Origin of the sequence: Tateyamaria omphalii (assembly GCF_019802125.1) — a bacterium.
GTDB lineage: Bacteria > Pseudomonadota > Alphaproteobacteria > Rhodobacterales > Rhodobacteraceae > Tateyamaria > Tateyamaria omphalii_B.
On the sequence record NZ_JAHVHT010000005.1, the window covers coordinates 1 to 21,983 of the forward strand.

Annotated in this window: 20 protein-coding genes; 14 read left to right on the forward strand and 6 right to left on the reverse strand. The window is 58.7% G+C overall.

Going from position 1 to position 21,983, the window contains the following annotated elements; all coding sequences use genetic code 11:
* Window positions 1-111: 111 nt before the first annotated feature.
* From KUV51_RS17945 to KUV51_RS17985, 9 genes are all read left to right on the forward strand, one after another.
* Complete coding sequence (locus KUV51_RS17945; protein ID WP_222522829.1) at window positions 112-1,221, forward strand: ABC transporter ATP-binding protein; 1,110 nt, start codon at window positions 112-114, stop codon at window positions 1,219-1,221.
* The gene (locus tag KUV51_RS17950; RefSeq protein WP_222522830.1) at window positions 1,221-2,087 is read left to right on the forward strand and encodes an ABC transporter permease; all 867 of its coding nucleotides are present in this window, start codon (window positions 1,221-1,223) and stop codon (window positions 2,085-2,087) included. Before KUV51_RS17945 ends, KUV51_RS17950 begins: the two co-directional genes overlap by 1 nt.
* Complete coding sequence (locus tag KUV51_RS17955; RefSeq protein ID WP_222522831.1) at window positions 2,084-2,938, forward strand: ABC transporter permease; 855 nt, start codon at window positions 2,084-2,086, stop codon at window positions 2,936-2,938. Before KUV51_RS17950 ends, KUV51_RS17955 begins: the two co-directional genes overlap by 4 nt.
* 218 nt (window positions 2,939-3,156) lie before the next feature.
* Window positions 3,157-4,458: an amidohydrolase family protein gene (locus tag KUV51_RS17960; RefSeq protein WP_222523067.1), complete on the forward strand. Its 1,302-nt coding sequence runs from the start codon at window positions 3,157-3,159 to the stop codon at window positions 4,456-4,458.
* Between the two features lie 30 nt (window positions 4,459-4,488).
* Window positions 4,489-5,472 carry a BMP family protein gene (locus tag KUV51_RS17965; protein ID WP_222522832.1) on the forward strand — a complete coding sequence of 328 codons (984 nt, stop codon included), beginning with the start codon at window positions 4,489-4,491 and terminating at the stop codon, window positions 5,470-5,472.
* Window positions 5,473-5,485: 13 nt separating this feature from the next.
* Entirely contained in the window at window positions 5,486-6,844 is a 1,359-nt protein-coding gene (locus KUV51_RS17970; protein ID WP_222522833.1) for an amidase family protein, read from the forward strand.
* Entirely contained in the window at window positions 6,841-8,361 is a 1,521-nt protein-coding gene (locus KUV51_RS17975) for an ABC transporter ATP-binding protein (protein WP_222522834.1), read from the forward strand. The genes KUV51_RS17970 and KUV51_RS17975 overlap by 4 nt, the downstream gene beginning before the upstream one ends.
* Window positions 8,351-9,394, forward strand: coding sequence for an ABC transporter permease (locus KUV51_RS17980; RefSeq protein ID WP_222522835.1), 1,044 nt, complete (start codon window positions 8,351-8,353; stop codon window positions 9,392-9,394). Before KUV51_RS17975 ends, KUV51_RS17980 begins: the two co-directional genes overlap by 11 nt.
* A complete protein-coding gene (locus KUV51_RS17985) occupies window positions 9,394-10,332 on the forward strand; it encodes an ABC transporter permease (RefSeq protein WP_261385912.1) in 939 nt (312 codons plus the stop codon). The genes KUV51_RS17980 and KUV51_RS17985 overlap by 1 nt, the downstream gene beginning before the upstream one ends.
* Window positions 10,333-10,443: 111 nt before the next feature.
* On the opposite strand, the gene KUV51_RS17990 is transcribed toward KUV51_RS17985, so the two are convergent.
* From KUV51_RS17990 to KUV51_RS18000, 3 genes are read right to left on the reverse strand one after another with little or no spacing between them, the layout of a single operon-like run.
* Window positions 10,444-11,484 (reverse strand): substrate-binding domain-containing protein, encoded by a 1,041-nt coding sequence (locus tag KUV51_RS17990; RefSeq protein WP_222522837.1) that lies wholly within the window; start codon window positions 11,482-11,484, stop codon window positions 10,444-10,446.
* 26 nt (window positions 11,485-11,510) lie between these two features.
* Complete coding sequence (locus tag KUV51_RS17995) at window positions 11,511-12,521, reverse strand: ABC transporter permease (RefSeq protein ID WP_222522838.1); 1,011 nt, start codon at window positions 12,519-12,521, stop codon at window positions 11,511-11,513.
* Complete coding sequence (locus tag KUV51_RS18000; RefSeq protein WP_315898845.1) at window positions 12,518-14,029, reverse strand: sugar ABC transporter ATP-binding protein; 1,512 nt, start codon at window positions 14,027-14,029, stop codon at window positions 12,518-12,520. The genes KUV51_RS17995 and KUV51_RS18000 overlap by 4 nt, the downstream gene beginning before the upstream one ends.
* A gap of 137 nt (window positions 14,030-14,166) precedes the next feature.
* On the opposite strand from KUV51_RS18000, the gene mtnK reads away from it, so the two are divergent.
* From mtnK to KUV51_RS18025, 5 genes are read left to right on the forward strand one after another with little or no spacing between them, the layout of a single operon-like run.
* Window positions 14,167-15,426 carry an S-methyl-5-thioribose kinase gene (gene mtnK, locus KUV51_RS18005; protein WP_222522839.1) on the forward strand — a complete coding sequence of 420 codons (1,260 nt, stop codon included), beginning with the start codon at window positions 14,167-14,169 and terminating at the stop codon, window positions 15,424-15,426.
* Window positions 15,423-16,526, forward strand: a complete 1,104-nt coding sequence (mtnA, locus tag KUV51_RS18010; RefSeq protein WP_222522840.1) for an S-methyl-5-thioribose-1-phosphate isomerase — start codon at window positions 15,423-15,425, stop codon at window positions 16,524-16,526. Before mtnK ends, mtnA begins: the two co-directional genes overlap by 4 nt.
* 3 nt (window positions 16,527-16,529) lie before the next feature.
* Window positions 16,530-17,525, forward strand: a complete 996-nt coding sequence (locus KUV51_RS18015) for a sugar-binding transcriptional regulator (protein ID WP_222522841.1) — start codon at window positions 16,530-16,532, stop codon at window positions 17,523-17,525.
* Window positions 17,522-18,202 carry a class II aldolase/adducin family protein gene (locus KUV51_RS18020; protein WP_222522842.1) on the forward strand — a complete coding sequence of 227 codons (681 nt, stop codon included), beginning with the start codon at window positions 17,522-17,524 and terminating at the stop codon, window positions 18,200-18,202. Before KUV51_RS18015 ends, KUV51_RS18020 begins: the two co-directional genes overlap by 4 nt.
* A 9-nt stretch (window positions 18,203-18,211) precedes the next feature.
* Entirely contained in the window at window positions 18,212-19,291 is a 1,080-nt protein-coding gene (locus KUV51_RS18025) for an aldo/keto reductase (protein WP_222522843.1), read from the forward strand.
* Window positions 19,292-19,355: 64 nt separating this feature from the next.
* Here KUV51_RS18025 and KUV51_RS18030 read toward each other — a convergent pair whose 3' ends face one another.
* From KUV51_RS18030 to KUV51_RS18040, 3 genes are read right to left on the reverse strand one after another with little or no spacing between them, the layout of a single operon-like run.
* Complete coding sequence (locus KUV51_RS18030; protein ID WP_222522844.1) at window positions 19,356-19,958, reverse strand: dihydroxyacetone kinase subunit L; 603 nt, start codon at window positions 19,956-19,958, stop codon at window positions 19,356-19,358.
* Window positions 19,955-20,956, reverse strand: coding sequence for a dihydroxyacetone kinase subunit DhaK (locus tag KUV51_RS18035; RefSeq protein ID WP_222522845.1), 1,002 nt, complete (start codon window positions 20,954-20,956; stop codon window positions 19,955-19,957). Before KUV51_RS18035 ends, KUV51_RS18030 begins: the two co-directional genes overlap by 4 nt.
* A gap of 16 nt (window positions 20,957-20,972) precedes the next feature.
* Window positions 20,973-21,983 (reverse strand): ABC transporter permease, encoded by a 1,011-nt coding sequence (locus KUV51_RS18040; RefSeq protein WP_222522846.1) that lies wholly within the window; start codon window positions 21,981-21,983, stop codon window positions 20,973-20,975.

Genomic DNA, 21,983 nt, shown 5'->3' on the forward strand with positions numbered 1-21,983 from the left:
GAGACTCTGGAAGGTGCAACGCTGGATCGCATCAACGCAGCCAATTAAGGCGCGATCGACTATGCAAGGGGCGCCGTACGGTGTCCCTTTTCCACTTCGTGAGGGTGCATTTTGACCGAGACCAATCCCGATCTTGTTTGTCGCCATCTTTTGAAGGACTTCGACGGCTTCCGCGCTGTTGACCGCGTCAGTTTCGAGGTGCCGAAAGGGTCGTTCTTTTCGATTCTTGGCCCTTCAGGCTGCGGAAAGACCACGCTTCTGAGGATGATCGCGGGCTTCCAGTCACCGACGCAGGGCGATTTGCTGATCAAGGGTCAGTCCATGATCGGCGTGCCGCCGAACAAGCGCCCGGTTTCTATGGTGTTCCAGCACCTTGCCTTGTTTCCGACCATGAGCATTGGGGACAATGTGGGCTTTGGGTTGCGCCAGCGTGGCGTCGCACGTGCGGATATTGCCCACCGGGTGGATGAGGTTTTGGAGCGCGTGGGCTTGCCCGGTGTTTCAGCTCGCCGCATTGATCAGCTGTCTGGCGGCCAGAAACAGCGCGTGGCCATCGCGCGCTGTATGATCCTTGAACCCGACGTATTGCTTTTGGATGAGCCGTTGGGCGCGCTCGACCTGAAATTGCGCGAGCATATGAAGGTCGAGCTCAAATCCCTTCAGGCGGCGTTCGACACCACATTTGTCTATATCACCCACGACCAGTCCGAGGCCTTGGTCATGAGCGACAACATCGCCGTGATGAATCAGGGACGGTTCGAACAGATCGGTACGCCGCAAGACGTGTACCACGCACCAGCGACGGCGTTCGTGGCGGGTTTCGTCGGTGAGGCGAACAATATTGAGGCTAAAGTCTCTGCTGCGAACGGGTCGATACTGACCTTAGTGTCGACGGCAGGCACCGAGATGAAGGTTGAAGCCGCAGGCGGTGATCTTGCTGTCGGCGATATGGTGCAGGTGTTCCTGCGCCCCGAAGCCATTGAGATGTCGAAGACAATGGAGGGCTTGGGCGCGGAGCTGAATGTTTCGCAATGCCGCGTGGACACGGTGCTGTTCAACGGTGCCAACAGTTCTGTGATGGTCCGCGACGCGGCGGGCAATCTGATCAGCGTGGCGCTGCCGCAAACGGGCAGCTTTGCCGATCTGTGCGAAGGCGATGATGTGTTCACGGGTTGGCGTCCGGAGAAAGCCCGCTGCTATCCGGCGGTGAGGACCCCGTGATGCGGTCAGATGCGTCGAAACTGGGCTTCTATCTTTTGCTTGCGCCCATTTTGTTGTGGCTGGTTGTTCTGATCATTCTGCCGCATGTCGGCCTGTTTGTCGTTTCGATCAGTGAAAAGGTCGGCCCGCGCGAGTATCAGACGGGGTTGGGCAACTACGCCACGTTCTTTGGCGAACCGCTTTACTGGCGTACCTTTGCCCGGACTGCGATCATGTCCATTCTGGCAACGGCATTGACGTTGATCCTGGGTTTTCCGATCGCCTATTACATCGCGAAGCTGAGCAGGGGGCGGACAAAGACTACGCTGTTTTTGATGTGCATGATCCCGTTCTGGGTGTCCGAGCTGGTGCGTACCTTTGGCTGGATGATCCTGCTGCGCGAGACGGGTGTGATTTCGACCGGCTTGCAAAACCTTGGCCTGATCAGCGGGCCGATTGAACTTCTGTACAACGACGCAGCCATCATGGTGGGGCTCGTCTATACCTCGATCCTGTTCATGGTTGTCCCACTGGTCACAACACTTGACAGTCTTGACGACAGCCTGATCGAGGCGGGGTACGACTTGGGCGGCACGACGGTTTCGATCATGCGGGAGATTGTCATTCCACACGCGATGCCGGGGATCGTGTCCGGCTGTATTGTCGTGTTCATGCTGTCACTTGGAAACTACCTGACGCCAATCCTTCTCGGCGGCAAAGACAGCCTTTGGTTCACCGGGATGATCTACACGCAGTTCATCACGCGCTTTAACTGGGAGCTTGGCTCCGCCTTGGGCTTTCTGCTCTTGGGCCTGTCCTCTGCCATCGTGTTCCTTGGCCTGAAACTGTCGAAACAGTCGTTGTCAAACACCATGGGGCGCGCATGATCCCAACGATCCCTCAACCGGCATTCGTCACGTGGTGCTACCGCGCTTACGTGACGGTGTTCTTCATCTACCTGGCGCTGCCCCTCACGGTAGTATGCGTCTTTGCGTTCAACAACAGCGTCTTTCCATCACCACCTTGGGAGGGTTTCACGCTGGCCTGGTTCTTTGGCACAGAGGCGCCGTTCATCGGTGTGTTCAACGAACGGTCGATCATGCGTTCGATCGGGACATCGGCCTTTGTGGCGCTCTGGGTTTCAGGGCTGGCCGTGACCGTCGGCACCTGCAATGCCTTCCTTTTCGTGCGGCATGAGTTCCGGGGCAAGGCGCTGCTGTACATGCTGATGCTCCTCCCGTTGATCATACCTGGTGTTATCCTGGGCATCTCGATCCTTGTCTTTTCCAGCGCCATCGCGAACACGTTGGAGGATGCCACAGGCCTCTGGTTCGATGGCTTGCGACCCGGTTTGATCTTGGTCATCCTTGGGCAATTCTCTTTCATCACGACGTTTGCGACGCTGGTGATCTCTGCCCGATTGCAGAAGTTCGACCCCAGTTTGGAAGAGGCGGCGCTGAACCTTGGTGCCACGAAACTGGGCACCGTCCGGCAGATCACACTGCCCTTTCTCATGCCTGCGATCTTGGCATCCGCCATTGTGTCGGTCCTGATGAGCTTTGAAAATTTCAACACGACGCTCATGCTTGTTGGGTCGGACTCGCCGCTGACAATCACGATGTTCGACAAGCTCAAGCAAGGATCCACACCGGTTTTGAACGCGGTGTCTCTTCTGCTGATCGTGATTTCGGCGGTGCTTGGACTGTTTTCGCTATTCTTTCCGCAGCGCAGGGGATGATGCGTTTTGCCTGCATCCTACTACCCCAAATGGAAAGGTCTTCAGTTGGGCAGCATGATCAGAGTTTTGACGCCGAAGTAAGTGGCAGTCGCGCGTGTTCATGGCGTGAACTTGATTGAAAAATGGACGTTGTTGCATTTGTCTGGCGGTTTCCGTGAAATCTTTAGGACTTTGGCGCCGCTGTATTTACCATATGATCAAAAATAGGGAGTCGGGGGATTCTGGATCTAGTCATCAAACAAGCGCGTTTGCCTGATGAGCGCGGGCTGCATGATATCGGCATCAAGGGCAGCAAGATCGTTGAGATTGCACCCAAGTTGGATGCGGAAGCGCATGAAGTCATCGATGCTGCTGGTCGACTTGTGGCGCCACCGTTTGCTGACCCTCATTTCCATATGGATGCAACGCTGAGCCTCGGTTTGCCTCGGCTCAATGTGTCCGGCACGTTGCTCGAAGGCATTGCGTTGTGGGGCGAGTTGAAGCCCATGCTGACGGTCGAAGCGGTCATGGAACGTGCATTGCGCTATTGTGATCTGGCCGTTGCACAAGGGCTGTTGTCGATCCGCACCCATGTCGATGTTTGCGATGACAGATTGACGGCCGTAGAGGCGCTGATCGAAGTGCGCAAACGCGTCGCGCCTTACATTGATTTGCAGCTTGTCGCGTTTCCGCAGGACGGGCTCTACCGCTCTGCTACCGCCGAAAAGAACCTGCTGCTTGCATTGGATATGGGCGTGGACGTGGTTGGCGGCATTCCGCATTTCGAGCGTACGATGGCGGATGGGGCAAGGTCTGTCACCCGGCTTTGCGAGATCGCGGCGGAACGTGATCTCATGCTTGATCTGCACTGTGACGAAAGCGATGACCCGATGTCGCGCCATGTCGAGACCTTGGCTGCCGAGACGACGCGGCTTGGTCTGGGGTCGCGCGTATCGGCCAGTCATGTCACCGCGATGCATTCCTATGACAACTACTACGCCAGTAAACTGATCCCGCTGATTGCTGAAAGCGGCATGAATGTGATCCCGAACCCGCTGATCAACATTACGCTGCAAGGGCGATCCGACACTTATCCCCGCCGGCGGGGTCTGACCCGTGTACCCGAATTGCGCGCGGCCGGCGTCAACGTAGCCTTCGGGCAGGATTGCACGATGGATCCGTGGTACTCGTTGGGCTCTGCTGACATGCTCGAGGTTGCCCATATGGGCGTTCACGCTGTGCCCATGACATCGCGTGAGGCGATGGACTGGGCCTTTACCTCGGTTACGGAAAACGGCGCGCGCGCCATGGGTTTGCCGGATCCGACGCTTCGAGAGGGTGGACCCGCCAACATGGTTGTCCTGCAGGCACGAGACCGGATTGAAGCGGTGCGCCTCAAGGCGACGCGGCTTACCGTGATCAAACATGGAAAGGTTCTGGCGCGCACGGTACCACGCCTATCCACTCTCGACCTTCCCGGTCGACCAACAACGCTTGATCCCGCCGACTACGCCCCGGCGGTGGAAGAAAAAGACATTTAGAAAACTGCCAGCACGAGAGAGGATATTTCAATGAAACTCAAAACCAACCGTCGCCAACTTCTAATCGGTGCCGCCGCAACACTTGCGCTGCCCGCCTACATCCGGCGCGCGAATGCCCAAGGCGTCACGCGCGTTGCAGGTGTCCATATGTCGCCGGTGGAAAACGCATGGAACAGCCGCATTCACCTGGCATTGCAGGAAGCCGCCGCCGCAGGTCAGATCGAATATGAGTTTTCCGAAGGAGTGGCCCCCACAGACTATCCGCGTGCGATGCGCGAATATGCGGAGGGCGGCGCGCAGCTGGTCTGGGGCGAAGCCTACGCGGTTGAGCGTGAAGCCCGCGAAGTGGCTGGCGACTACCCCGACACGGCCTTCCTGATGGGCTCTTCCGGCGGACCGGAAGGGGACAATTTTGGCGTCTTCGGCACCCGCAATCACGAGGCGGCCTATCTGGCAGGCATGCTTGCGGGCAAGATGTCCGAAAGCAATGTCTTCGGCTCTGTAGGCGGCTATCCGATCCCCGAGGTCAACCTGCTGATCAACGCCTTCCGCATGGGCGTGACCGAGGTGAACCCCGACGCGACCTTCCTCAACGGCTTTATCGGTGCCTGGTTTGACCCCGCCCGCGCGAAGGAGGCCGCGATGGCACAAATAGATGCAGGCGCCGACATCCTGTTTGGTGAGCGCATCGGCACGGCAGATGCAGCGCAAGAGCGGGGGATCAAGGCGATTGGTTCGCTGATCGACTACACGCCGCGCTATCCGGGCACCGTGTTCGCAAACGCGATCTGGAACTACGGACCAACCATCGATGCTATCGTTGCCGATATTCAGGCCGGCAACCCCGTCGGACGTGATTACACCGAGTATTCATTCATGTCCTATGGTGGCAACGAGTTGATTTACGTTGCCGATGAGGTGCCCGCGGAAGCCATCCCGGCGATGGAGGCCAAGCAAGCGGCGATCACGGCGGGCGAGTGGGACGTGCCAATCAACAATGACGAACCCGCCTGACGGGCAGTGATCCATGCCTGATGCCACAGCACTTGCGGCCGCCATTTACGACGGGCGCACCAGCGTTCGCGCTGTGATGGAGGCGAGCATTGCCGCCTGCGAGACTCAGGTGGGTTTGGGCGCTGTGGTGATGCTGGACGCGGCCGCAGGACGGGCAGGGGCACGCGCCACTGATGCCCAACCTGCGGCACGCCGTGGCCCGTTTGGGGGCGTGCCGTTTCTAGGCAAGGACCTTGGTTCGGAGGCCAAGGGCTTGCCCATATCGGCGGGAGCATCGGCGTTGCGAGCGCGCGCTGTGCCGCCGGTGGCAGACAGCAATCTGTTTTCGGCCTTTCGCCATTCCGGGCTTGTCCCATTTGGCCTGACCGCGGTGCCGCCCTTTGGCCTGGCCCTCGACAGCTCACCCGAAGGGTCGACGCCCGCGCGCAATCCCTGGGACCCCTCGCTGACGGCAGGCGGCTCGTCGGGCGGTGCCGCGGCTGCCGTTGCCTCTGGCATTGTCGCTATTGCGCACGCGACGGACGCCGCGGGTTCGATCCGCGTGCCAGCCGCTTGTTGTGGACTGGTCGGGCTGAAGCCGTCGCGGGGTGCCGTTGCTGCTGGCCCCGAGTTCAGCAATCACCTGATGGGGATCGTGTCAGAACTGGTGCTGGCGCGCTCCGTTCGCGATGTGGTGGGAGTATTCGACGCCGTTCGCGTATCGGCACCTTCCGCCGCCCATCAAGTCAGCGATCGCATCGCGCTTGCACTCCCCGCGCGTTGCGATCCCATGCAGATTGCAGCTGCGCGTTTAGCCGCGTCCGCCCTCGTCGAGGCGGGCTTTGAAGTAGAGGAAATCCCTGCTCCGGACGACCTTGGCCTGGAGGCTCACGCCATCGCGAGAACCATCTTGTCCGTTGGCCTTGCCGAGTGGCTCACCGCTCTTGAGATATCGTGTGATAATGTCCCCCCGCTCATCGCCGCTGTTTCCGCAGAAGGTTGTAAGATGTCGGCAATCGACCTTTTTGCCGTGACAAAGCGGATGGCACGGATATCGGATGCCGCGGTCAGGATGTTTGCCAATTTCGACGCGGTTTTGTGCCCGGTCCTGTCTTCGCCGCCACCACCCGTGGGCGCCTTCCCCCTCGATCACACGGATACCGATAAGCATTTCGCGAAGATGGAGGCGTTTGCCCCGAACGCGGCCTTGGCAAATGTCACGGGTTTGCCGGCCCTGGCGCTGCCGTTCGGGATGCAGGGCAAGGTGCCCGTCGGCGTACAGCTTTGGGGCCCGCGTGGTGCGGATGGGCTGTTGTGTCGCCTGGCCAGTCTGATCGAACAGCACGCCCCGGCGCTGACATATCCATCCGACATCGCGGGTTTGCCGACGTGACCCCGGCGCTTGAGCTTCGTGGCATAACCAAGCGTTTTGGTGCTTTGACGGCCAACGACGATGTTTCCCTGTCACTGAGCCAAGGTGAGATCCTCGCCCTGCTGGGTGAAAACGGCGCTGGTAAAACCACGCTGATGAATATCCTGTTTGGTCATTATGCAGCCGATCAAGGCACCGTGCATGTGTTCGGAAAAGAGCTGCCACCCGGCCAACCGCGCGCGGCGATTGATGCGGGCGTTGGTATGGTCCATCAGCACTTTACCCTCGCGGGCAATTTGACCGTTTTGGAAAATGTCATGCTGGGATCGGAGCCGTTGTCGTCGTTTCGCTCGGCACGCTCTGCTGCTCGGAGAAAGCTTGTGCAGATCGCCGATCGGTTTGGCCTGCCAGTTGAGCCAGATGCGTTTGTGAACCAACTGTCCGTTGGTGAACGCCAGCGCGTCGAGATCCTAAAAGCGCTCTACCGAGATGCGCGTGTTCTTATCCTTGACGAACCAACTGCCGTTCTGGCGCGACCCGAGGCGCAACGTCTGTTCGAGACCCTGCGCGAGATGACCAAGCAAGGTCTTTCGTTGATCTTCATCAGTCACAAATTGCACGAGGTCATGGCCGCCTCCGACCGGGTCGCCGTTTTACGGGCCGGGCAAATGGTCGCCGAACGCCAGACTTCCCAGACCAGCCCGGATGAACTCGCCGAACTTATGGTCGGACGCAAGGTAGAGCGACCCGTGCGGCAAGGGCATCAGATCGGGAAGCCAGTTCTGGTAGGAGAGAACGTGCGCGTTGAAGAACAGGGCGAGGCACGTTTGGACGATGCGTCGTTCGCCGTCCATGAGCGGGAGATCCTGGGCATTGTCGGGGTGTCCGGCAACGGGCAGGCGGCTCTGGGTTCGTTGCTGTCCGGGTTGATCCGACCAGCGGGTGGCACGCTCACCCTGTCCGGTCAAGACGTGCGCACGCTGGGGCCGCGGGGGATGATCCGGGCCGGTGTTGGTCGCGTGCCCGAAGATCGTCATGCCGATGGCGCTGTGGGTGAGTTGGCTGTCTGGGAAAATGCGGTTCTTGAACGGCTGCGAAGTCCAGAGTTCTCGCGTCGCGGTTTTGTGCGCCGGGGTGCTTGCAAGTCCTACGCGGCTGGCCTGATAGAGCGTTTTGACATTCGCGGTGCGACCCCTGACACACGGACGCGGCTTCTGTCCGGGGGCAATATGCAGAAGTTGATCCTGGGGCGCTGTTTATCTATTGGTCCCCGCTTTGTATTGGCCAATCAACCGACCAGGGGCCTTGACGAAGGTGCTATTGCAGCGGTCCACGCCGAGCTACTAGCCGCGCGGGCTGCAGGGGCGGCGATCCTGTTGATCTCGGAAGAACTGGAAGAGGCCGTTGCCTTGTCAGACCGTATCCAAGCCATCGTGAAGGGGCGGTTGTCGCAACCTGTATCGTCCGACGATGCCGATGCGCGCAGGCTTGGACTGATGATGGCCGGTGTGTGGAAGGAAGACGGCCATGCGGCTTGAGCGGCGCGCCCAGGTGCCGCTGCACCTTGTCATTGTCGCTCCGCTTGTCGCAGTAGCGGTTGCGTTGTTCCTGGCCGGGGGCCTGATCGCCGTTGCAGGGGTCAACCCGTTTGGCGCCTATGCCGAGATGTTGCGCGGTGCGTTGGGTTCGCGATTGTCGGTCACCGAGATGCTGACGCGTGCAACACCGTTGATCCTGACCGGCTTGGCGGCCGCCGTCGCTTTCCGTGCACGATTGTGGAACATCGGTGGCGAAGGTCAGTTTTTTGTAGGGGCGCTCGTGACTGCTTGGATCGGCCATTCCCTTCCTGTGCCCGGGCCCATCGGTATCCCCATCCTGATGGTGGCGGGCATGGCGGCCGGAGCGCTCCTTCTGGCCGTACCTGCGTATTTACGGCTGCGCTTCAGCGTGGACGAAGTGGTCACCACCCTTTTGCTGAATTTCATTGTCATCCTTTTTGTCGGCATGATGATCGAAGGGCCGCTACGCGATCCACTTGCGTTTGGGTGGCCGTCTTCGGTGCCGGTTGATGGTGATTTCAGATTGCCGGACCTCGTGCCACGTACGCGGCTTCATATCGGCTTCCTCTTTGCGCTCGCGGCTGCCGGGGCAATCTGGCTGATCCTGGCGCGCACGGTCTTTGGTACAGAAACACGGGCTGCCGGGTTGAACGCGTCGGCTGCAGCGTTTGCAGGTATCTCGCTGCCGCGGACCTTGATGGGCGTAGCCTTGTTGTCCGGCGCTTTGGCCGGGTTGGCGGGGTCTGTTGAAGTGTTGGGCGTCACGGCTGGCGTCACCACCACGATGTCACCTGGCTTTGGCTATGCAGGTATCGTGGTTGCCATGCTGGCAGCGCTGCACCCGGCGGGGGTGGTTGCTGCGGCGATCTTTGTGGCGACCGTCTTTGTCGGCGCTGATGCAATGAGCAGGGTGACGGGTGTCCCCAGTTTCATTGCGGATGTTGTTGTGGCGCTTTGTCTGCTCACGATGCTGGTTGCCTTGATGTTCACGACATATCGGGTACGCCGGTGATGGAAGCGTTTGATCTGCTGCTGAATACCAGTCTTTGGGCTGCCGTGCTGCGCATCGCGACGCCGCTGATCTTTGGTGTTCTGGGTGCGCTTTTATGTGAGCGATCAGGCGTGCTGAACCTCGGGATCGAGGGGATCATGACAATGGGGGCCATGACCGGCTGGCTGACGGTTTACATGGGGGGCGACTTGTGGATAGGCTTGCTGGTCGCGGCGTTGAGCGGCGGGTTGATGGGACTTCTGCATGCAATGCTTACCGTGCCACTCGGTCTGTCGCAGCATGTGTCCGGGCTTGGCATCACGTTGTTCGCATCGGCTCTGTCTTACTATCTGTACCGGCTGATCGTTGTTGTTGGCGATCTGCCCCCGACGATTGAGCCGTTCCGACCGGTCAATATCCCGATCTTGTCTGAGCTTCCGTTCCTTGGTCCGATCCTGTTTTCGCAAGCGATGCCAACATATCTGGCACTCGGTGCGGTCGTGGTGATGGCTTACCTGCTTGCGCGCACGCCGCTCGGCCTAGCTATCCGTATGACAGGTGAAAACCCACATGCGGTTGAGGCGCAAGGTCTTGATCCTATGCGCATCCGTATAGGTGCCGTCGTGGCGGGATCGGCGCTGATGGCTCTGGGAGGTGCGTTCCTGACAACCGCCGCGTTCAATAGTTTCTTTCCAGAAATGGTTCAGGGCCGCGGCTGGATCTGCATTGCACTGGTCGTCTTTGCCTCGTGGCGACCGGGCAAAGCGTTGATTGGCGCACTGCTTTTTGCATTCTTTGATGCCTATCAGCTGCGTCTGCAAACAGTCGTCGAGGATGTGCCCTATCAGCTTTTCCTGATGGCGCCGTACTTCCTGTCCATCGGTGCGCTTGTCCTTGTCGCGCGCCGCGCAAAAGTGCCTGAGGCCCTAATGACGCCGTACCGTCGTGGTGAGCGCTAGGCCTCTGACAATTTTGCGGGCAAACCGGCAGGCCTGACGTACAAACGGGCTGTTTGTGGGTGCAATGTGAGTATGTGGCCCCACGTGGTGCGGGGCCACAATGCGTTTCAATTACCTGGCCGGCAAGGGCATCCAGTCGGCCATCGCCACATCGGCATGTTGGAATTGCGGCATCTTCGAACCGAGGTCTTCCATATTGCGGATGTCCTCATTGTTCAGGAAATCCTGGGTGATCAGCGTGGGAGGTACGATCACCGATGCACCGGGATCTTCGCCTGCGAGCATGAGAGCAAGCGCACGGACGGAAACTTCGCCCACGACGGCTGGATTGGTCGCGACAGTGGCCTTCCAGGCGCTGTTCGCTTCCCGCATCAATGCTATGTCCGCTGTCGAGATATCAGCAGAATAGATGCTCATGTCGCCGCTCAGGCCAAGTTCGTCGGTGGCAATCTTAACGCCCTTGGCAAACTCATTGTACGGCGCGAAAAAGACCGAGATATTCGGGTTCGCCTGAAGCGCTGCGCGCGCCTGGTTGGCGTTGGCGTTGGCAATTGGGTTGTCCAGAGTTCCGATGCGGGCGGCTTCGGTGATGCCTGCATTTGCCTCCTTGACTTCTTCCCAGGCGACATGCCGGCGGTCGAGCGGCGCTATGCCCGGCACATAGACATATCCGGCCGCAAAGCTGTCTCCATTGTCTTCGATTGCCTGTTCCAGAGCGAGCTTGCCCAGAAGATAGTCCGACTGTTCGATCTGCGGGATCGCGGCGTTTTCGACGTTTACGTCGAAGGCGACGACCTTGATCCCCGCTTCTGCTGCTCTTGCAGCGGCCTCGCGCATCGATTCCGTCAAGCCGTGTTGAATAACGATGCCGTCCACGCCTAGCGCGATGGCTTGGTCTACCATGTCGGCCTGTAGTGCGGCGTCCTGACGGCTGTCGAACACGCGCAGGTTTACACCAAGCGCCGCAGCCTGGGTTTCAACGCCCGAAAGGTAGGCCTGAAAAAAGTCGCCGGTCGACAGATAGCGCACAAGCGCGATGGTCACATCTCCGGGATTGTCAAAGGGGGCGGGGGCCTCTTGCGCCGCTGCTGTACCCGCGCCAAGTGCCAGGGTTGTCGCGCTGGCCATTGCCATGAAGTGACGTCTCAGCATGTTGATGTCCTCCCTATTGCTGATTGTCAGTGCCCCGCGCCTGATCGGCGCGAAGACAAGTAGAAGGTGAAGACAAGGGCTGCGACCAGGACGGCACCTTTGACGAAATCCTGCGTGTAGTAGGGGGCGTTCATCATCGTCATGCCTTGCAAGAGGATGCCCACGAACAGGGCGCCGATGGCTGTTCCAAATGCGTTTGGTCGTGCAGCACCCAAGACTGCAAAGCCGATCAGTGCCGCAGCCACACTGTCGAGAAGAAGGTTGTTGCCACTCGCGATGTCACCTCGTCCCAGTCGTGCGGCAAGCAATATGCCACCGATCGATGCGGTGACGCCCGAAATCATGTAGGCTGTGATTTTATACCGATTGACCGGTGTCCCGACGAGGCCTGCGGCGCGTTCGTTCGATCCAATCGCGTACATCAACCGTCCATGTCGTGTGAATCCAAGAAAAAGCCAGATCACCAATGCGATGCTGATGAAGATCACCACCGGCATCGGCAGCAGCCGTTCGATGAAAAGATCGATCCGGTGGCGACCCAACCATAAGAACGATGCAGAGAATGTGCCTTCGGCCACACTGCCATCCGTCAGGGTCATACCCGTTGCAATGGAATTGCCTTGGGTTGGAATGCGCTGCAAGCCAATAAGTAGGAACATCATACCAAGCGTTGCCAGTAGATCCGGTACGCGAAATTTGACGATGAGGAGGCCGTTGATCAGTCCAACCAGCGCCCCCATGCACAAGCACAGTATCACCGCCACAAGTGCGGGATGTTCGAGGATGACCATCGAATAGGCTGACAGCATCAGGGCCGATGTCGCAACAGCTCCGATAGACAGATCGAACCCGCCCACAACCAATGTGCAGGTTACCCCAAGTGCAAGAATGCCGGTAATGGCGACAGATTGCAGAACGAACGCCGCTGAAAGCGGGCCGAAGAAACCGGGCGCTGCGGCACTAAAGTAGACGATGAGCCCTACCAACAGGATCAGGAAGCCGTAGCGGATCGCGAAGTCGAGAAGACGGTCACTCATGTCTGGGCGCCCGTGGGTGCAGCGACAGAGCCTGAGATGTCAGCAACCAACGCGGCAAGATCGATGTCTTGATTGGCATGCTCACCCGCGACCGCGCTTTCGTGCAGGACGATGATGCGGTCTGCGATCTCCAGTGCTTCGTCTATTTCGGCCATGAATGCCACCGTCGCACGCCCTGCTGCAGTGGACCGAATGTGACGACCGATATCCCGGCGCGCGCCGATGTCGACGCCTTGGAAAGGTTCATCGAGAAGCAATACCTTTGCCGGTTCCATGAGCCAGCGGCCGATCATCACTTTCTGCTGGTTGCCTCCCGACAGCGTGCCAATCCCATCGCTGGGCGACTGGCAAACGATCCCGAGCCGCGAGATCATTTCACGTGTGCGGCTTCGTTGCTTTTGAGCAGTTACAAAGGAACCGACACTCAGGGTCTTGAGAAATGGTAGGGTCATATTGTCTGCAATATCAAACGCCGGGATGACGGCATTTGCGCCGCGGTCCTTGGGCGACATGAAGACGCCGTTTTTGATGGCATCCTCAACTGACTTGGGCTCATAGCGTTGGCCGTTGATCGTTATGGACCCATCCGTCGGTTGGCTTAGCCCAAAGAGCACTTCCGCAAGTTTGCTTTTGCCGCTGCCCAGCAATCCGACAATTGCCACAACTTCACCGCCACACACCGTCATGTTTATGGGCGCCGCCAATGTGTGCAACCGCAAGTCAGCGAGTTGAAGAACAGGCGAGATGCCACGCTGTACTGCAACGTCAACATCTGTCATTTGGTGGCCGAGCATGGCTGTGACGGCAGCCTCGTAATCCAATGGTTTGGAGTTGAAGGCGCCGGAGATCGCGCCGTCCCGCATGACGATGATACGGTCCGCAATGCGGCGGATATCCGACATTCGGTGCGAGATGTAGAGGATCGCAACGCCTTGCGCTCGCAATCGATCGATCAGGGCAAACAGACGATCAGCTTCTGTCGCAGACAAGGAGGATGTTGGTTCATCCAGAATCAGAACCTTTGGCGCGCGCGCCATGGCGCGGGCAATGGCGATCATCTGACGGTCGGCGACGTTCAAATCGGAAACGCGTTTGCGCAAATCAACTTCTATGCCCATCGCGGCGGCGACCTTGGCAGCCTCTGCCCTGAGGGCTCGTTCGCGAACAAAAAGGCCGTGGCGCGGGTCGACCAAGCGGTCGAGCATCAGGTTGTTTGCGACATCCAGATCGGGGATTACGCCGTCATCAATCGACTGATGGACAGTCACCACACCCTGACGGATTGCATCTGCCGCATCGGTCGGAGCAAAGGGTTGATCCATCAAAGACAGTGTCCCGCCATCGACGGCATGTTGCCCGCAGATCACCTTGACGAGCGTAGACTTTCCCGCGCCGTTGGCGCCCATCAAAACGGTAACCGTCCCCGGAGCAAGCGATAGATCAACTCCGCGCAGCACATGGTTATTGCCGAACGACTTTTGCAAGCCATTCACAGTGAGTGCGTCCACCGACACCCGCTTCCTCCCAATTCGTGAACGCTACGGTAGGCTCCTGCAAATACATTTGTCAAATGAATTGACATAAGTATAATCATCAGGCGATTTACGACGCTCTGCGTGTCAAAGTAGGAAAGGGAGAGCCGCTTATGGACGCACGACCTGCATATGAGGCGTTGACAGTCGAAACCTTACCGGACCGCTTGGTCACCATTTCCGTTTTGGCCGACAGGGTGGGGCCGGACCCATCCGCGTGGACGGTGGAAGAGGTTGGTGACGGCAATCTCAACCTTGTGTTCATCGTGGGCGGGGACCGTGGTACGGTCATCGTGAAACAGGCATTGCCCTATGTGCGCCTTGTTGGGGACAGTTGGCCATTGCCGCTGTATCGCGCTTTCTTCGAGTACCACGCCTTGACACGTCAAGCGGCCCGCGATCCTGGTGCCGTGCCGGAAGTCTATCATTTCGACGAAACTCAGGCGTTGATCGTGATGGAATACCTTTCGCCGCATGTCATTCTGCGCCGCAAACTGATCGCCGGAGAGCGCGTTGCGGGCTTGGCGGAGTTCTTGGGGCGCTACTGCGCGCGAACGTCGTTTCGCGGATCGGAATTGTCGATGGCGAGCCGGGACAAGAAACGCGACGTGGCGCTTTTCGCCGGAAATGTCGAGATACCGGCAATCACGGAAGCACTGGTGTTCACTGACCCTTATCGCGATGCCGATATGAATAGTCATACCGATGGATTGGAGCCGTTGGTGGCGCAACTGCGCGCAGACATTGAGCTGAAGGTAAAGGTGCAGCAAGCGTTGCAGCGTTTCGTGTCCAACACCGAGACGATGTTGCATGGTGATCTGCATTCGGGCTCCATCATGTCGACAGATCGCGAGAGCCGCGTGATCGACCCCGAGTTTGTCCAGTATGGTCCAATGGGTTTTGATGTCGGAATGCTCTGCGCGAATTTTCTGATGGCATATTTTAGTCAACCGGCACATCGGGGAGAGGATTTGGACGAGTATCAGTGCTGGGTGTTGGAGGTGATCTCCGAGCTGTGCTCGGTTTTTGACAAAGAGTTTCGATCCTTGTGGAGGTCGGAGCGAACCGGGATTTTGTACCCGACAGTGCTTTTTGAAGATCAAGGCCAAGACAGCACACCTGCCTGCGACGCCGTTCTGGCTGGGCTGTGGCGGGATGCGTGGATGGTATGCGGGATCGAAATGCATCGCCGCTGCTTGTCGCTGGCGCACAACGCCGATTTTGAAGACATCGCAGATACGACTGTCCGCGCACGTCTGGAAGCGCGCAATCTTATGATGGGTGCTGAACTGCTTCGCAGGGCAGGCACGCTTGAGGATGCAGGTGCTGTTTGCGCCATGGCACGTGAGTTCAATGGAAAGGATATCCTATGAAGATCGACGGCAGGCACTATCGATCGCTTTGGTGGAACGATGAGAAAGGTGTCCTTGAGATCATCGACCAATGTTGGTTGCCGCACGACTTCAGGGTTGTTCCAGTCGAGACCATGCAGGAATTTTCGGATGCAATCTATGAAATGCGCGTACGCGGTGCTCCGTTGATTGGCGCAACGGCAGCGTATGGAATGGCTTTGGCCATGGCGGAAGACCCATCTGACGCAAATATGGACGCAGCTTGGACATATCTCGAGAAAACGCGCCCGACAGCGATCAACCTGCGTTGGGCCTTGGATCGTGCCCGCGCCACACTGCTGCCCATGCCAGAGCGCGAACGGGCTGCGGCGGCCCTGGCCCTGGCGCACGAAATTGCTGATGAGGATGTCGAGATCAACCGCCGGATTGGCGAGAATGGTCTGGCGCTGATCCGCGAGATTGCCGCGGGAAAGCCCGAGGGCGAACCTGTCCGTCTATTGACCCATTGCAATGCGGGCTGGTTGGCAACCGTGGATTGGGGCACAGCGACGAGCCCCATGTATCAGGCGCATGATGCGGGTATACCCTTGCACATTTGGGTCGATGAAACACGCCCGCGCAACCAGGGCGCGCTGACATCATGGGAACTGGGCAAACATGGGGTGCCGCACACCTATATTACCGACAATGCCGGTGGGCATCTGATGCAACATGGTATGGTCGATATGGTCATCACTGGCACCGACCGCACGACACGCTGCGGCGATGTTTGCAACAAGATCGGCACGTATCTGAAAGCTCTGGCGGCGCAGGACAATGGCGTCCCGTTCTATGTCGCGCTCCCATCACCGACCATCGACTGGACCGTTCGCGACGGTGTTGCAGAAATCCCAATCGAAGAACGCAAAACTGAGGAAGTCACGCATATCCAAGGACGGACGGAAGCTGGCGCAATCGATGCAGTGCAAGTGACACCGGATGGAACACCCGGCGGAAATCCTGCCTTCGACGTCACACCCAATCGCTTGGTCACTGGCCTGATTACGGAGCGCGGTGTTTGCGAAGCTTCAGAACAGGGGCTGACAGGTTTGTTCCCCGAATTTGCGCAAGCGGCAGAATAGGCGATGCCCAATTCTGCGCCTCTCGGAAAACCGCGCGCTACACAAGAAGCCACGCGGCTCGCGCTACGCGACGATGCTCCATTTGTTGAGGCGGCTTGGCTCTATTATCACGAGGGGCTGAACCAAAACGACATCGCTGAAAGAATGCGGATCAGTCGTGCGTCAGTGGTGAATTATCTGAATGAAGCGCGTAGCAGAGGTTGGGTGCGTGTGCATCTTGACAGTGATGTTTTTCGGGGCCACCGCCTGGCAGAAACGCTTCGAGAGGCATTTGGGCTGGCGGAGGCTCTGGTCGTGCCAGACGATCCCATTGATCCGACAGGTGCAAGTCGAGTTACACGTGCCGCGGCGGATTGGTTGCCAAGATTGCTTGAGCCCGGTGATAGGCTCGGTGTGTCTTGGGGGGCAACGGTCTATCAGATGGCGCAGCAGGTGCCGCAGCTTCCGGTATCTGATCTGACGGTGATCCAGCTTCTGGGCTCGCGCCCTGCTGCGCTCGGATTTGCGGCGGAGGCTTGCACGGCGATGCTTGCGCAGAAGCTCGGGGGGCAATGCATCAACCTCCATGTGCCCTTGATCCTGTCGGACAAGACTTTGCGCGATGCGCTTTGCAATGAACCTGTCGTGCAGCGGCAGCTTGATGCTTTGGCCACCTGCAACAAAACCGTTCTCGCCTGCGGTACATGCGATGCTGAGGCGCACGTCGTACGAACCGGGATTTTAAGCGCGGAAGAGATGGCTCTTCACCGTGAGAATGGTGCTCAAGGGGTCATATGCGCCCGGTTAATCGACGCCGCGGGAGATCCGGTCGTAACTGAAGTTGAAGAGCGCATGATTGGCGTGTCCCTCGATCAGATGAAGGGCAAGGAGATGTCGCTTCTCATCGCCGCGGGGCCGGGACGTGCACGTTCTGCACGGGCCGCGCTGGTTGGCGGCTATGTCACACATCTGGCGACAAGCACCCGTGTCGCGGAACAGCTATTGGAGATGAGCACATGACATTCGCTGCACCATTTCCCGATACGCAAGCGACGCGGCAATCCATGATTGATGCCTGCTTGTGGATGAATGCACGGCATCTGAACCAAGGGACGTCCGGCAATATCTCTGTCCGGATTGACGGCGGCATTCTGATCACGCCATCCGGCGTAGCATACGACGCGTTGACGCCAGATGCGCTTGTCACCATTCCATTAGACGGTTTGCCGGATCGCGATGGTCCTAAACCATCTACGGAGTGGCCGTTCCATCAAGGGATGCACCAGGCGCGGCCTGATATGCCTGTGGTTCTTCATGCACATCCTCCCTATTGCAGCGTGCTTGCCGTGCAACGGCGCAAAATCCCTGCTTGTCACTACATGGTCGCCGCATTTGGCGGAAACGATGTGCCCTTGGCAGACTATGCGCTTTTCGGAAGTCCTGAGCTGTGCGCGAATATGGCCGAGATCATGGCAGATCGGCATGGGTGCTTGATGGCCAATCACGGCGCTACGGTTTTGGGCGAAACAGTCGACAAAGCCTGCTGGCGGTTGGAAGAGCTCGAAACGCTTGCCAGAACCTATCTGTTCAGCAGCATTGGCGGTGCCCCCCACATCTTAAGCGATGAAGAGATGTCCGAGGTGATTTCGGCGTTCAAAGACTATGGGCCGAGCCCGTCAGATGCATCGGCAAGCTAGGAGATGACTATGGAGTATCGGACACTGGGATCCACTGGGCTTAAGGTCTCTGTCATCACCATGGGTACATTCACGTTCGGCGGCCGCGGTGATTTCGGGCGCACTGCCACTCAAGACGTCCAAAAGGCGCGCCGCTTGGTGGATACCTGTATCGATCACGGTGTGAATATGTTTGATACGGCCAACATGTACTCAACCGGGCTGTCCGAAGAGATCCTGGGAGAAGTGCTGGAGGAGCGATACGACGATCTTCTGGTGACGTCCAAGGCCCGCATGCCGATCGGACAGGGACCCAACGATGAGGGCGTTTCAAGATGGCACCTGATCCGTGAATGCGAGCGCTCGCTCAAGCGACTGCGCACCGATCATATTGATCTTTACTACATGCACGAATGGGACGGGCTGACGCCGGTCGATGAGAAAATGGCCGCGCTCGACACCCTGATCCAGCAAGGCAAAGTGCGCTATGCTGGCTGTTCCAACTACTCGGGCTGGCAGGTGATGAAGTCGCTTGCGGCGGCCCCCAGCTTTGCCAGCCGTTTTGTGGCGCAACAAATCCACTACACGCTTGAAGCGCGTGAGGCCGAGTATGAGTTGCTGCCGCTTTCCGTGGATCAGGGCTTGGGGGTGCAGGTCTGGTCGCCGTTGGCTGCAGGTCTGCTGTCTGGCAAGCATCGGCGTGGATCTGGACCGGCAGAAGGGTCGCGGCAGGCGGCGGGATGGAACGAACCCCCGATCCGCGACATCGAGCGCCTTTGGGATATCGTCGACGTTTTGGTTGAGATCGGAGAGGCCCATGGCGTCGAAGCTGCACAGGTCGCATTGGCGTGGTTGTTGACCCGTCCCGCCGTCTCGTCATTGGTTGTTGGTGGGCGCAATGCCGAACAGTTCGAGCGCAATTTTCGGGCTGTTGATTTGGTCTTGTCGGATGATGAGCTGAACCGTTTGAACGATGTCAGCCGTTTGCCGTTGGTTTATCCGTACTGGCACCAACACAACTTTGCGCGTCCACGCTTCAGCACGGCAGACCAGGCACTTCATGCGGACTACCCCGATCGCCACTATGGTGGAGAAGACCCGCTAGTGTAGCGCGCCGCATCCAAGAGAACGTCTCGGCCAGGTTTTCTTGATGACCGTTGGCAGTTGTGATGCTTCAATGTCGTGCCACGGCCGCCTTCACGACCGATTGCATTGCTAACATGCCGGGATCATCCATACCGATACTCTTGTCGCCAAAAATGCGGGCCCGGCCCGCCGTTGCGGGTTTGTCGCGGAAGTCCTTGAGTGCGGTATCCACTGCCTGTGCAGCAGCCGTTGCCTTGTTTTCGGCACTCGCCAAGGCCTTTGCCAGGTAGTCCAGACTGTCGAGCACTGTCTTGCCGCCAAGGGCCGCCTTGCCGCGCTCTTGCATCTTGTCTCGTGCACCCGCGATCAGGCCAGACATGTCCTCGGGGTCGATATGGTCCTTGCCTCGCAATGTTTTCGCCGCAGACATCAAGCCCGTGGCGACCAAGGTGCCGTAAGACGATCCCGACGACTTGGTGAAAGCCTGTGCACATTGGAACAGTGCCATACCGATGTCCTCGGGCAAATCGTCCTTCGTTTCGCTGATCGCGCGCATTCCCCGGGTCATGGTGACACCCAGATCACCATCGCCCAAGGCACCGTCCGCTGCATTGAGCATGTCGAAATCCCGTTCCATCGCTGCTGCGATACGGTCGATGGCAGACAGCAGCCCGTTGTGGGTGATGGTCATCCAACCCTCCAGAACGCGCAGTCGCACGGGGCCCTTAGCAAACGCTCCAACTCGTCATCCAGTTTGCACAACGTGAACGATACACCGCTCATTTCCATAGACGTGGCGTATCGGCCCACCAGTGGCATGATGATCCGCGCGCCCGTTGCGTCGAGACGCTCTTTGACGATGCGGTAGAGGATGTACAACTCCTCGGGTGGCGTTGCCCCGAGTGAATTGACCAGGACCGACACCCGGTCACCATTGGCCAATGGCATGTCGGCCAGGAGACGATCCATCATTTCGTTGGCGATCTCATCGGCGGATTGCAGTTTGCCGCGCCACACGCCGGGCTCACCGTGGATGCCCATGCCCATCTCCATTTCGTCATCCGCGATCTCGAAAGTGGGCTTGCCCGCTTGCGGTACGGTGCAGGGTGACAAGGCGGCCCCGATCGAGCGGCATGCATCCGCGGCTTTCTGAGCCACGGCGGTGACAGCAGCAAGGTCACGCTCTTCTTCGGCGGCGGCTCCCGCAATCTTGAACGCATATACCATACCGGCAACGCCACGACGCTTTTCGGCTTCGTCCGGCGGGGCAGAGGCGACGTCATCCGCGAGCAGCACCGTAGAACAGGTGATGTCTTCGAACTCGACCAGTTCACCTGCCATATCGAAATTCATCACGTCTCCGCCGTAATTTCCGTAGAGGCGCAAGACACCAGCGCCATTGTCGGCCACTCGGATCGCGTCGGCCATCTGCTCAGCGGACGGAGAGGCAAAAACGTCGCCGACGGCGCAAGCATCCAGCAACCCTTGGCCGACGTAACCGGTGAACACCGGCAGGTGACCCGATCCACCACCCGTGACGATACCGACCTTCCCAGGCTTGCCCGGCTTTGCGCGCGCAACCACTTTGCCGCTGTCCCCGTACATTTGGTAGTGCTCGGAATGCGCGGCAATCAGGCCTGCCAGCATTTCGTCGACATAGGCGTCCGGGCTGTTCAGTATCTTCTTCATCTTGTCCTCCCAAAGGTCAGGATGCAGGCTTGGCGCTGCGTCGTAGCGCCGTGATGGCGTGTGTGTTGATGACCATGACCAGGATCAGCAAAACGCCCCAGATCAATTCGCGTGCGAAGTTCGACACCTGCAGCATGTTCAAACCGCTCGACAGAAATTGCATGGACAGCACGGCAAGAACCACGCCAATCACACGGCCATACCCGCCGTAAGGGTTTACGCCGCCCAAGACCGCTATCAGGACTGCCAGCAACAGGTAGGACGAGCCGTAGTCCGCCTTGGCCGAATTCGCGCGGCTCATGATGATCAGACCTGCCACGGACGAAAACATTCCCGCAATCACGTAGACTTTGAGCAGCATCCGGTTGATGTCGATGGCGGCATAAAGCGCTGCCAGCGGGTTCGCACCGTACATTGTCACACGCAAACCGAATGCTGTGCGTGTCAGAAGCAGGTGCAATATGCAGGCAAGAAGCGCAAATAGGATCAATGGCACAGGGACGCCAAGGACCTGCGCATTTCCGATCAGCGCGACAGTTGCCGGGAATCCCATGACCGCACTGCCACCCGTCATTGCGATCGCAAAGCCAGTGAAGACCAAGCCCGACCCAAGTGTTGCCAAGATGGGTGGTAAGCCGAAAAAGGCGACAAGTGCTCCATTCAACAGCCCGGCGACCGCGCCAATGGCCATGGCCACTGCAATGGCAACGCAAAGCCAAACAGCAGATTGTGATGCAGGCATCGACGGGTCCGAAAAATGCGTGAGGATCAGCGCAGCTACCACGGCCGAAAGGTTCGCCACGCCTACCACAGACAGGTCGATGCCGCCTGTCATCATGGTGATGGCCATCGCCAGAGCAAGGATGGCGAACTCGGGGAACTGAAATGCCATTGATGTCAGGTTCTGCGATGACAGGAACCTGTCTGGTGACAGCACCGACATCAGGCCAAAGACCAAGGCTGCAATCAGGAACAAACGGAATTCCGGTGCAGCGGTTATGTCGCGAGGTGTCGTGTGTTGCTTCAT